This window comes from Hyunsoonleella sp. 2307UL5-6 (assembly GCF_047345485.1).
Taxonomy (GTDB): Bacteria; Bacteroidota; Bacteroidia; order Flavobacteriales; family Flavobacteriaceae; genus Jejuia.
On sequence record NZ_JBLFEN010000003.1, the window covers coordinates 371,850 to 385,354 of the forward strand.

The 13,505-nt window shown below is 32.3% G+C and carries 10 protein-coding genes; 6 read left to right on the plus strand and 4 right to left on the minus strand.

The features are described 5' to 3' along the window. Positions 1 to 112 precede the first annotated feature (112 nt). Positions 113 to 2,524 (minus strand): heavy metal translocating P-type ATPase, encoded by a 2,412-nt coding sequence (locus tag ACKGJY_RS07635; RefSeq protein WP_413973280.1) that lies wholly within the window; start codon positions 2,522 to 2,524, stop codon positions 113 to 115. 109 nt (positions 2,525 to 2,633) lie between these two features. Here ACKGJY_RS07635 and ACKGJY_RS07640 point away from each other — a divergent pair, with 109 nt between their 5' ends. The 6 genes from ACKGJY_RS07640 (at position 2,634) to ACKGJY_RS07665 (ending at position 10,782) form a co-directional block, all read left to right on the plus strand. Further along, positions 2,634 to 3,311, plus strand: a complete 678-nt coding sequence (locus tag ACKGJY_RS07640) for a Crp/Fnr family transcriptional regulator (protein ID WP_413973281.1) — start codon at positions 2,634 to 2,636, stop codon at positions 3,309 to 3,311. 88 nt (positions 3,312 to 3,399) lie between these two features. Then, entirely contained in the window at positions 3,400 to 4,527 is a 1,128-nt protein-coding gene (locus ACKGJY_RS07645) for a vWA domain-containing protein (protein WP_413973282.1), read from the plus strand. 75 nt (positions 4,528 to 4,602) lie between these two features. After that, entirely contained in the window at positions 4,603 to 6,069 is a 1,467-nt protein-coding gene (locus ACKGJY_RS07650; protein ID WP_413973283.1) for a magnesium chelatase, read from the plus strand. A gap of 257 nt (positions 6,070 to 6,326) precedes the next feature. Then, on the plus strand, positions 6,327 to 8,417 hold the full coding sequence (locus tag ACKGJY_RS07655; RefSeq protein WP_413973284.1) for an HAD-IIB family hydrolase: 2,091 nt from the start codon (positions 6,327 to 6,329) through the stop codon (positions 8,415 to 8,417). Positions 8,418 to 8,429: 12 nt separating this feature from the next. After that, a complete protein-coding gene (locus ACKGJY_RS07660; protein WP_413973285.1) occupies positions 8,430 to 9,704 on the plus strand; it encodes a glycosyltransferase in 1,275 nt (424 codons plus the stop codon). Between the two features lie 193 nt (positions 9,705 to 9,897). Beyond that, a complete protein-coding gene (locus tag ACKGJY_RS07665; RefSeq protein ID WP_413973286.1) occupies positions 9,898 to 10,782 on the plus strand; it encodes a carbohydrate kinase family protein in 885 nt (294 codons plus the stop codon). A gap of 2 nt (positions 10,783 to 10,784) precedes the next feature. Here the strand turns inward: ACKGJY_RS07665 and ACKGJY_RS07670 are convergent, their stop codons facing one another. From ACKGJY_RS07670 to ACKGJY_RS07680, 3 genes are read right to left on the minus strand one after another with little or no spacing between them, the layout of a single operon-like run. Further along, positions 10,785 to 11,276, minus strand: coding sequence for a YdeI/OmpD-associated family protein (locus ACKGJY_RS07670; RefSeq protein WP_413973287.1), 492 nt, complete (start codon positions 11,274 to 11,276; stop codon positions 10,785 to 10,787). A gap of 8 nt (positions 11,277 to 11,284) precedes the next feature. Beyond that, a complete protein-coding gene (locus tag ACKGJY_RS07675) occupies positions 11,285 to 11,860 on the minus strand; it encodes a YdeI/OmpD-associated family protein (protein WP_413973288.1) in 576 nt (191 codons plus the stop codon). Between the two features lie 2 nt (positions 11,861 to 11,862). Next, positions 11,863 to 13,500: a M1 family metallopeptidase gene (locus tag ACKGJY_RS07680; protein WP_413973289.1), complete on the minus strand. Its 1,638-nt coding sequence runs from the start codon at positions 13,498 to 13,500 to the stop codon at positions 11,863 to 11,865. Between the last annotated feature and the right edge of the window lie 5 nt (positions 13,501 to 13,505).

The following is a 13,505-nucleotide window of genomic DNA, read 5'->3' on the forward strand; positions in this document are numbered from 1 at the left end:
GGATTTCAAACATGCCGTTCAATCGCTAACGCTCCTATTCGCCAAGGTTAGTTCTCAATTTTATCCTTGTATATTTCTGCTAAATCTCAGTAAAACGCTGTGTGCAAATAATTCACTTTTTTTCAGAGCTTGTATGTTTCTTCCTAACGGGGAGGTTAAGAGGGGCTATTACATTGGTGCAAATCGTTGTAAACACCACAATGCTTATCGAGCTTAAAGGCATTAAAATAGCAGCAATAACTGGTGCTAACTGCCCTGTAACTGCAAAATATAAGCCTATGCTGTTATAGATAAACGATAGTAAAAAACTCCACTTTATTATTTTAATAGCCGCTTTTGAAGCTTTAATAAAATGGTATAATTGGTTAAATTTTGAAGCATCTAAAATCGCATCACATGCAGGTGAAAATACATTTACATTCTCTGAAATTGCAATACCAACATCACTCTGTGCCAAAGCACCAGCATCGTTTAAACCGTCACCAATCATCAAAACCTTAGCACCATCATTTTGATGATGTTTTATGTATTCCAGCTTATCCTCAGGTTTCTGATTAAAAAATAATTTCGTTTTAGCAGGTAGTAGTTTGGTTAAGTTTTCTTTTTCTCCAGCATTATCTCCTGAGAGAATCACCAAATCAAACTGAGGTTTCAATTGGTTAAACAACTTCGAGAGTCCTTTTCTATAGGTATTATAAAATGTAAATTTTCCTTTATAGGTATTATTTGTACTCACATAAACTGCCGTGTTTAAACTAGCTGTTTCAGTAGAGTAACCTACAAAAGGCGCAGAACCAATTTTTATAGAATTTTTATTATGTTTAGCAGCAATACCCTTCCCGATGTATTCTTCATAATCATCTAAAGTTAAGATGTTATTATCTTCTAAGATAGCGTAAAGCGATCTACTTAAAGGATGATTAGAATTACGTAGCGTACTTTTCAATAAGTCTTCTTCATTATCTGAAAGTTGAGCACCATCATAATCAATGGCCGTTTCCTTATTAGCAGTAATTGTTCCTGTTTTATCAAAAATTATAGTATCAATAGTAGCAAGTTGCTCAATAACGGAGGTGTTTTTAGCATAAAATTTTAATTTACCAAAAATGCGTAATACGTTTCCAAATGTAAAAGGTGCAGCCAAAGCAATTGCGCATGGGCACGCAATAATAAGTACCGATGTAAATACATTTAATGCTTTAGACGAATCTTTAAATAACCAGAAGGATGTTGCAACAATAGCTATACTGAGTATTGTAACTGTAAATTTTTTACTTATGCCATTTGTTATAGTGGTAAAGCCATCTTCTTTGTTTTTACTAAACACATCGTTGCTCCACAATTGGGTAAGGTAACTTTGTTCAACCGTTTTTAAAACATCAACTTCTATACTACCATCTAGTTGTTTTCCACCGGCAAAAAGTTTATCACCAGATTGTTTTGTTACGGCTTTAGACTCTCCAGTTACAAAACTATAATCAATATGTGCATTACCTTTAATTAAAATACAATCTACAGGAATTAATTCTTCATTTCTAATTAAAAGTCTATCTCCCTTCTTAATATCATAAACCTGAATAGATTCTTCTTTATTATCAGAAGATATTTTCGTGATACCAATGGGGAAATACGATTTGTAATCCCTTTCAAAAGACAAGAAATTATACGTTTTTTGTTGAAAAAACTTCCCAAGCAGTAAAAAGAAAATAAGCCCAGATAAACTATCAAAAAAACCTGTGCCAGTATTAAAAATAATTTCAGCTGTACTTCTTATAAATAATACAGCAACCCCAAGCGCTATAGGCACATCAATATTTAAAAGCTTTGTTTTTAGACCTTTGTAGGCTGATATAAAATAATCTTTAGCACAATAAAACACCACAGGTAGAGAAAATGCGAACATTAACCATCTAAAAATTGGTGCATATTGTTCAATCCAAAACCCATTAACTTGAAAATACTCAGGGAATGATAAAAACATAATATTCCCAAAAGCAAAACCAGCAACGCCTAACTTATAAATAAGTGAACGGTCTACATTTTTTTTGCCTACACTAAAATCATCTAAACTAATAAAGGGTTCATAACCAATACTGCTTAGTAATTGCACTAATTCTTTTAAAGAATAAGATTCAGTACTATAGTTTACACGTACTGTTTTCTTCCCAAAATTAACGATAGATGAACTAATACTAGGATATAGTTTATTCAAATTTTCTAAAATCCAAATACAAGAACTACAATGTATATGCGGAATGTATAAGGTTACAATTTGCGTATTTTCATCGTTAAACTCTAAAAGGCTTTCAACAATTTTTGCATTATCTAAAAAGTTATATTTACCTTCTATTTCCTTAGGAGTTGCACCAGGTGCTTGCTGTAAATCATAATAACATGTTAAGTCGTTCTCAGAGAAAATTTGGTATACAGTTTTACAACCGTTACAACAAAACGATTTTTTATCATAAATAATTTCGGTAGATGATGCATCTAACCCACAGTGGAAACATGGTTTTATTCCCATAATATTTGCTCTATTTATACCTCTAACAAAAGTCAAAAAACAACTGTGTTTTATATATGATATTTGTCATGTTTTGTTTAATTTTAGCAATACAAACAAATTACAACAGATGAGTAAGTGTGAACAATGTATCATAAAGCAGTTTAATGCGCTTAAATCCTTAACAAAAGATGAATTGGTTCGTATTTCTACATGTAAAACATCCAAAATCATAAAGAAGGGCGAAGTTATTTTTGATGAGGGCGAAACAATAAACGGTGTCTATTGTGTTAAGGACGGTATTTGTAAATTAACAAAGCTTAGTGAAAACGGAAAAGACCAGATTGTAAAAATGGTGGTTAAGGGTGAGCTTATTGGGCAACGTTCTTTAGTATCTAACGAGAGTTCTAATCTTCAAGCTACTGCTTTAAGCGACATGGAAGTTTGTTTTATACCAAAAAGTGAAATTATTTTAGATTTGGAAAAAAACCCAAAGTTTACTCTAGATATGTTGAAAGATATGGCGCACGATTTAAAAGATGCCGACGATGTAATTGTAGACATGGCTCAAAAATCGGTAAAACAACGTTTAGCAGAAACTTTAATTTATGTAGAAAAGAATTTTGGTACAAACCCTGACGGTACCATCAGTTTAATACTCTCAAGAGAAGATTATGCCAATATTGTTGGTACTGCAACTGAATCTGCAATTCGGGTGCTATCTTCATTTAAAAAAGAAGGACTAATTTCTACTACAGGAAAATCTATTAAAATTGAAGATTTAAACGGTTTACGTCGTGTAGAATAATACCTATTTATTAAAGATGTTAAAGAATAGATAAATCCAATAGTGCTCTCTGTTTTTTTATTTTAAAAAGTAGTATTTTTATGCTGCTATGAAAAACAACAAAGCTTTTAGAAAAGGTTTCGTTTTTAAAAAATACGAAGCGCCCAACAAATCACCTTTTGATACACTTTTTGAGATTTTTAAAGAACTCATTACTCACACTTCTGGTGATTTTGATGAGGCTATCAATTGGTTGCGAGAATTAGATAAAGAATATAAACTAACAACCGCAGAATATACAATTGAAGATTTTATTGAAGATTTAAAGAAAAAAGGCTATTTGAAAGAGGAAATAGATCCTGATGGTAACGGCTCTCTAGCTATTACAGCAAAGACTGAGCGTGCTATACGCCAACAAGCTCTAGATCATATTTTTGGAAAAATAAAACGCAGCGGCCAAGGCAATCATAAAAGTAAAAGCCCAGGACTTGGCGACGAGCATACAGGAGATTTTAGAAATTACCAGTTTGGTGATGCATTAGATAGGGTTTCTATGACAGAAAGTTTAAAAAATGCGCAGATAAATCATGGGATATCAGATTTCACACTTTCAGAAGATGATTTAGTAGTTGAAGAAACGTTGCATAAATCTCAAATGAGTACAGTGCTCATGATTGATATAAGCCACAGTATGATATTATATGGAGAAGACCGTATAACACCAGCTAAAAAAGTAGCTATGGCTTTGGCAGAATTAATAACATCCCGTTATCCAAAAGACACTTTAGATATTTTAGTTTTTGGTAACGATGCGTGGCAAATAGAGATTAAAGATTTACCTTATTTAAAGGTTGGGCCTTATCATACCAATACTGTAGCTGGTTTACAGTTAGCTATGGATTTATTGAGAAGAAAACGAAATACCAATAAACAAATTTTTATGATTACTGATGGTAAACCAAGTTGTTTACGTTTACCAGATGGCCAATATTATAAAAACAGTAATGGGTTAGATAAACATATTGTAAACAAATGTTACGCTATGGCGCAACAAGCAAGACGTTTACATATACCAATTACTACGTTTATGATAGCTCAAGATAGTTATTTAATGCAGTTTGTTAGAGAGTTTACTCATGCAAATCAGGGAAAAGCATTTTATACAGGACTTAAAGGACTTGGAGAAATGATTTTTGAAGATTACGAGACCAATAGAAAAAAGAGAATTAGAGGATAATTAATAAGCTGTTAGCATTTAATTTTTAACACAAGGTTTGCTAACAGCCAAAGGCAAATAGCCAAAAGCTATAACATGAAAATAGAAAATATAAAAACACTAGGAGAATTAAAACAATCAGGTTACAAAAGCAAATCTATAAAAGATGAGTTGAGAGATAATTTGATACTTAAAATCAAAAATGGCGACACTACGTTTGAAGGTGTTCATGGTTATGAAAACACTGTGATACCTGAGATTGAACGCGCTATTTTATCAAGGCATAACATTAATTTACTAGGTTTACGAGGGCAAGCTAAAACGCGTTTAGCCAGATTAATGCTGAATTTATTGGATGAATATATACCAGTAGTGGAAGGATCAGATGTTAATGACGATCCTTTAAATCCCATTTCTAGATTTGCTATTGAATTGATTAAAGATAAAAGTGATAGTACTCCAATTTCGTGGTTGCACAGAAGCGAACGTTTTGCTGAAAAATTAGCAACGCCAGACGTAACTGTGGCTGATATTATTGGTGATGTTGATCCCATAAAGGCAGCTAATTTAAAGTTGAGCTATGCAGACGATCGCGTAATTCATTACGGAATGATACCAAGAGCAAACCGTTGTATTTTTGTAATTAACGAACTACCAGATTTACAAGCTCGTATTCAAGTAGCATTATTCAATATTTTGCAAGAAGGTGATATACAAATCAGAGGGTTTAAAGTGCGTCTACCTTTAGATATTCAATTTTTATTCACGGCAAATCCAGAGGATTACACCAATAGAGGAAGTATTGTAACGCCTTTAAAAGATAGAATAGGGTCTCAAATTTTAACACATTACCCTGAGGATATTGAAACTGCACGATTAATTACCGAGCAAGAAGCTAATTTGGTAGAAGGACAAAAAAATAATATTAAAGTGCCAAATTTGGCAAAGGATTTGTTAGAACAAATTGTTTTTGAGGCAAGAGAAAGTGAATATATTGATGCAAAATCTGGTGTGAGTGCTAGATTAAGCATTACAGCTTTCGAAAATTTATTAAGTACTGCTGAAAGACGCGCTTTATTAACAGGAGACGAAACAACAACCTTACGTTTAAGTGATTTTATCGGAATTATTCCAGCTATTACGGGGAAAGTAGAGTTGGTGTATGAGGGAGAACAAGAAGGTGCTGCTGTAGTGGCTTATAACTTAATAGGAGAAGCGGTAAAAAGTTTATTTGAAGAATTTTTTCCTAAGATTGAAAAACTAAAAAAGCAAGATGAAGAAACTGCTTATGATGATATTGTATCTTGGTTTTTTAATCAAAAGGAAGGTTTTGAATTATCAGACGATCTTAGAGATAAAGAATATAAAAATATGCTAAATGGCATATCACCACTAGATGATTTACTAGCAGAGTATCAACCAAACCTAAAAAAAGAGGATAGTTATTTTGTTAAAGAGTTCGTGCTTTGGGCATTGGCTGAATATAAGCAGTTAAGTAAACATCGTTTTTCTGAAGGCATACAATTTAAAGATCCTTATGGTAGTTTTATAAGCGGTATTTAAAAAAACAGATAGTTTAAAATAGAGAAAAGTGCTGATTTGGTTATCCAGATTAGCACTTTTTTTATTTAAATAAGGTAATTTATTAAATGTATAATCTTTAAAATTGTAATACAAATGTTTGTGAATTCTTAGTAAGCTACTCTTTATTTAACACTTTACAAATACAAGTAAAATTTGCTGATTTTAGCTTGTTTTTGACGATTTTATGCGTTATTTTCTTCAAAAATCATTAAAAATTCAAAATTTAAAACTTTTTTATGAGTAAAACAGAAGATAAAAATCACCCAGATATAAAACTTCTTTCTTTCGACATTGATAACACACTAATAGATTTTCATACTTACAAAAGTAATTTTAAAACCGTTTGGCAAAACTATAAACCAAATGGTGTTTTACTAACATATAATACAGGTCGATTAATTGATGATGTTCTTAATTTAATCGAAAAGCGAATACTGCCTGAGCCTGATTATATTATTTCTGGTGTAGGAACCCACATTTATAATTACAAAGATAAAAGCATAGTTAAAGAATTCAATGATGTACTTGATGAGGGATGGGATTTAGAGTTAGTTGAAAATGTTATAAAAAGTATAGCACACCCTATAAGTGAACAGCCCTCTAAATTTCAACATGCTTATAAAAGAAGTTACTTTTTTCATGACGCTACACCAGAATTAGTAGCTAGTGTAGAGCAGGATTTTACAGAGGCTAATATGCATATTAATGTAGTATATTCTGGTAACAAATTCTTAGACATACTTCCAAAATTTGCCAATAAAGCTAATGCATTACAATGGTTAATTAAAAAAATTAATATTACGCCAGAGGAGGTTTTGGTAGCTGGAGATAGTGGTAACGATTCTGCAATGTTTGATTTAAAAAATATAAAAGGTATAGTAGTTGCCAATGCGCACGAGGAGCTATATCAATATACTAAGCACCGACAGGTTTACCATACTGAAAATGAAATGAGTGATGGTGTTATTGAAGGACTTGTATATTATAAAGTATTACCCGAAGAAGCTAAAGTAACTGCAAATTATGATCACAAAGAGGACTTTTTTATTAAACAAGAGTTAAGCAACATAGCTTCTGAAGATGAGGATGAAAAAATAGCAATGATTAAAGAAGGCTATGAAAAAGCTATAGAGGCCCTTAAAAAAAATATTACACCCCTAGGATTTTCTGCATGTTCTATAAAAGATAACGTTGCCCATGGTACAGACGAAAATTATTATAGTGTATGGGCTAGAGATGGTGCCATTACAGTTATAGGTGCTTTACCTTTAATAAAAGAAGATAAAGAAATTCACCAATGTGCAAGACAAACGCTGGTTACTTTATTTGAGCATATTTCGAGAAACGGACAAATACCATCAAATGTTAGAATTAAAGATAATATTCCTGATTACTCAGGGGTAGGAGGTATTTGTTCTATAGATAGTGGTATTTGGGTGGTTATAGCTTTTTACGAATATGTTAATATTACTAAAGATATTAAGTTTTTAAGAGAATACATTTCAGACATAAAAGAAACCATGCGATGGTTAGGAGCTCACGATAGTAATAATGATGCACTTTTAGAAATACCAGAAGCTGGTGACTGGACAGATTTATTTGGCAGAAGTTATAATATTCTATATGATGAAATTTTATGGTACCGCTCTAATGTATGTTTTGGTAGAATGCTAGAGATGTTAGGAGATCATGAACAAGCAGGTGAATACATTAGATGGTCTCAAGTTATTAAAAAAGAGATTTTACAAAACTTTTGGCCTTCTACGCAGCAAAAATTATTTCAATCTGTATCTTTTGCCGAAAAACAATTTACACTAGGCGATACCTCATATTTAATTGCACAAACAACACCTTTTGATTTTAGTTGGCGCTGTGATACTTTAGGTAATATTCTCGCATTTTTACACGGTACTATTGATGCTGAAAAAGCGCACCAAACCTTTAAATTTATGTTAGGTGTGGGGGTTAACGATCCTTTTCCAGTGGCTAATGTGTATCCAGTAGTAAGTCCTGGCGATCCAGATTGGAGACCTTATTATACAGTTAATTTGCTAAATCTTCCAAATCACTATCATAACGGTGGTATTTGGCCGTTTGTAGGTGGTTTTTGGGTAAAGTTTGTTAATAAATTAGGCCTAAAAGATATTGCTATTGCAGAGTTATATAAACTAGCATTGATAAATAAAGAGGGAATTAACGAAGAATGGGAATTTAACGAATGGGCGCATGGAACCACAGGGAAACCAATGGGTAAAGCGTATCAGGCATGGTCTGCAGCTCAATACATATCTGCGTGTCATGATTTAAAAATAATTAAAAATAAATAAAAATAATAAACTATGAAATCAATATTGATGATATCCTTACATGGGTATGTAGGCGCAAATTCAGAAATAGGGCAACCAGATACAGGAGGACAAGTAGTTTATGTATTAGAGTTAGCTGAACGTTTTAGTAGACTAGGTAAAAAGGTAGATTTAGTAACACGACAATTTGAAGATCAGCCAGAATATGATATTGTAGATGAGAATTATAGTATTTGGCGTATTCCTTTTGGAGGAAAAGAGTTTATACGAAAAGAGGACATGCACGATCACCTTAAAAAGTTTGTTACTAACACTTTAGCAGCCATTGTTAAAGAAAGAAAAAAGTACGACGTTGTATACTCTCATTACTGGGATGCAGGTTGGGCTGGACAAAAAATAGCTGAAGAGTTAGGTATTTCTCATGTACACACGCCACATTCTTTAGGATGGTGGAAACAGCACACCATGGGAAGTGATATGGATGAAAAAGAAATGGAGAATACCTACCGTTTTAAGGAGCGCATACGTAAAGAATATTTTGTGTACCAAATGTGTAACCACGTTATTGCAACTACTTTACCACAGGTAGATTTATTAACCCAACAATACGATGTACTTCCACGTAATTGTACCATGATACCTCCTGGAATTGATGAAAATAGATTTTATCCAGTGCCTTCTAAAGAAAATGATAAGATAAGGGCTAAGTACGATATTCATCCTACAGATATTTTAGCATTAGGAAGAATGGCACATAATAAAGGTTACGATTTATTGATTAAGGCGTTACCTACTGTTTTTGAATTATGCCCTGAAGCTCGATTAGTAGCGGCTATTGGAGGAGACTCTACCCAAGATAAACAAGGTATCAAAAAACTAAAAAAATTAGCTGCCGAATTAGGCGTGATGGATAAAATTAAATGGAAAAATTATATAGAGGATGACGATTTAGCAAATGTGTATAGAGCGGCTAATATTTTTGTAATGCCATCAAGATACGAACCTTTTGGTATGGTAGCAATTGAAGCTATGGCATGCGGTACGCCAAGCGTTGTTACTGTTCATGGTGGATTGTGCGATTTAATAGATTTTGGCAATCAGTCATTATTTGCAGATCCGCATCGCCCAAAAGAGTTTGGTGCAATTATGGCAATGCCACTATTATATCCTAAATTACGAAATGAAATTTCTGTAGAAGGTGCTCGTTTTGCACGTCGTAATTTTGGTTGGACAGGTATTGCTAAACGTATGCTACAAGTATTTAGAAATTCTATTAATCAACAAACGATGGAGTCTAATATTTATTAGTGGAACTCAATTTTGAAAAGTTACAAAGCAACTCATTAAAATTTTAAGTTAAATTAACCCCGCTTTTATAGCGAGATTTTAAGTTTGATAACCCAATGCGGTCTATTTAGTTTAAGAATTATAATTGAGTAAATCTATCAGGTTTTTAAAAATTGATAGGTCTTTATAAAAAAACAAAATCATTTTATTAAACATGTCAAAAGTTGTATGTTTTGGTGAAGTACTTTGGGATATTTTTCCAAATGGAAAGAAAAAAGTAGGTGGCGCACCCTTAAATGTTGCGCTTAGATTAGAGTCGTTTGGTAATGATGTTACTATGATAAGTGGAATTGGTAATGATGATAATGGTCAAAAATTATTAAAATATATGTCATCTAACGGGCTCGACACAGCTTTTATTCAAACGAAACAAAAATTTAGTACTGGAGATGTGACAGTGACTTTAAACAATAAAGGCTCTGCATCTTATGAAATAGAACATCCTCGTGCTTGGGATAAAATAGATTTTACAAATGAATTAGAGTCTAAAGTTATTGGTGCCGATGCCTTTGTATTTGGAAGTTTGATTGCTAGAGATGAAGTATCCAAGAAAACACTATATCAGCTTATTGAAATAGCAAGTTATAACGTATTCGATTTAAATTTACGACCACCACATTATTCTAAATCGGTTTTATTATATCTTATGAAAAAAGCAGATTTTATAAAGTTTAATGACGAAGAACTTTATGAAGTTGCTGACTATTTAGGTTCTAAATACAAAGGTTTAGAACAGAATTTGAAATTCATTGCAAAACAAACTCAAACAAAACATATTTGTGTAACTAAAGGCGCTTTTGGCGCAGTGTTGTTGTATAATGATAAGCTATATTATAACAGTGGCTATCAAATTAAAGTTGTAGATACTGTTGGGGCTGGCGATTCTTTTTTAGGTTCTTTAATTAGTCATTTGCTTAATTGCGAAACTCCTCAAAAAGCAATTGATGTATCATGTGCTATAGGAGCAATGGTTGCACAAAGTGAAGGCGCTAATCCTAAAATTTCATTACAAGATTTGAATACATTTATGTATCCATAGCTTTATGTTTGTTTTTTCAAAATAGTGTAAGGATTTAAGTGTCCGCGTTTAAGATTTTCGCATAAAATAAGAGCCTTATCAATTCTTGTTTGCGTAGTTTTATATCTTGCTACAGCATAAATAATACTTCGTTTTTTCCCAGCAGTTAGTGTTTCGAAAACTTGAAATGCCTCAACATCACTTTTAAAAACTTCATCTAATTCCTCAGGAACATCAACGCCATATTTTGAAGTATCTTTAAAAATCTGGATTTTAAAATAATCATTTTGTAATACGCCCAAGGCTTTCTGCAGTCTTTTACCAAACATTATTCTGTAGTCATCAGTGTTTTTATCTCTCACAAATGCAGCATAAAACTCAATATGTTTATCATTAAATGTTGCTTTTATTTTTAGGCGTTTTATTTTTGCTTGCACAAAAGGCGTCATAATAACCTCTGGAATGTAGATATGATACTTATCTAGTAAACCAACTTCAAAAATGGTACTTTTCATTTAGTTTGTTATCGCGTGTTTCTACTTTTAATATTTGCTTCACAAAGTTTTAAAATATCTATAATACGCTTTTTACGCGTTTCTTCTCGTTTTGCACTTTGTAACCAAGAGAGATAAGATTTTCTATACCCTTTAGCAAAACTCTGATAGTTTTTAAACGCGCTTGTATTTTTGTCAAAAGCCTTTTGTAAATCTTTAGGAATTATGCCATTTTCAACATCATCCATCGCAGACCAAGTTCCTGTTTTTTTAGCTAAATCAATGAGTTTGTAACCAGATTCATGAATTAACCCAACTTTTTTTAATGCTTCAACGTATTTTTTATTTAAAGCACTCCATGTACTTTTAGGATTTCTAGGACAAAAATATTGACGTCGTTTACCATCTCCCAAGCTTTTTACAGTAGAATCTATCCAACCAAAACAAATAGCTACTTTTACTGCTTCTTCCCAGCGCATTGTTGGCATATTTAATTCTAATTTGTAGAAAATTAGGTATACACCTTTTGTTTTATTATGATTTACACGAAGCCAGTCATACCAATCTATATCACGTTCAAAATATAGTTCTGGTAAATCTTCCAATTTTAGATTTGTTTAGAATAAACATAAAAATCTTCATCTATATTAATAGGCATTTTACTTGAAGGTGTTTTCAGTATTTGCCATTCAGCTTTTGGATATATCCATTGAGGATCATCTCCTATTGTAATTTGAACAGGCATATCAAAACCTTTAATAATGTTTGTCCATCTATATTTAAATGCTTTTTTCTTATATGAAAATTCTAAAGTCGGAATTTGAGTAGTTCTTAAGTATTGATCAAAAAATTCGGTTAAATCAATACCAGTCTCTCTACTTAAAAAATTTTCAATTTGATGTGTTGTTACCGTTTGGTGATAAAATTTAATATTTATTTTTCTTAATACGTCTCGCCATTTTTTATCATCATCCACCAATTGGCGAAGAGTATGTAACATATTAGACCCTTTGTAATATTTATCGGTTCCATTGCTTGCTTTATTAACATTATAAGTGCCTATTATTGGGTTTTTATTTTCAATTAGTTGTCGTGTACCTATAACATATTCGGCAGACGCTTGTTTCCCGAAATGATAATCTAAATACAAGTTTTCAGAATAAGCTGTAAAACTTTCATGAATCCACATATCTGCAACATCTTTATTGGTAATATTATTCGCGAACCACTCGTGACCAGATTCATGAATTAAAATGAAGTCAAATTTCAATCCCCAACCTGTTCCAGATAAATCTCTACCTAAATAACCATTCTTAAACTTATTACCATAGGTTACAGAACTTTGGTGTTCCATACCCAAATACGGAGTCTCTACTAGTTTAAAACTATCAGCATAAAACGGATATTGCCCGAACCAATGTTCGAACGCTTCCATCATTTTAGGAGCTTGTTTAAACTGTTCTTTAGCCTTTTCCAAATTATAAGACAACACATAATAATCCATATCAAGGTTACCCGCCAAACCGTCATATACCTCTGAGAAATTTACATAATCCCCAATATTAATATTTACGCCGTAGTTGTTTATTGGGTTTTTGACAATCCAATGATAGGTTTTGGTATCACCTATACGTTCTACAAGTCGTAATCGTCCGTTAGAAATATTTATTAATTTATTAGGAACGTTTACACTAATTTTCATGCTGTCTACCTCGTCATACATATGGTCTTTACAAGGCCACCAAACACTTGCGCCTAAACCTTGACAAGAGGAAGCTATAAAATGATTGCCATTTTTATCTTTTTTCCATGAAATACCTCCGTCCCACGGTGCTCTAATAGCTTCTTTGGGGAAACCTTCATAAAACACTTCAATAGTTTCTATATTACCGGCTACTTGGTTTTTATTCAGATGAATAAAATGTGCATTTCCTTTATGAACAATACTTAAATCTTGATTATTTTGAACCGCCTTTAAAATTTTCATAGGAGATTGTAAATCTATTTGCATTATAGAATCTGCTTCTAAAACTTTATACTTAATGGTGTTTTTTCCAGAAATAAATTTTTTATCAGGTTCTACTTTAATGTCTAAATGATAAAAAGTTAAATCCCACCATGCACGCTCAGGTGTAATGCTGCCTCTAAGTGTATCTTGTTTGGTGAAATTTTGTTGCTTTTGTGAAAAGCCTAAAAAAACGAAGAGTAATAAAAGGGCGAATATAGTATTCTGTTTGTATATCATTTCCT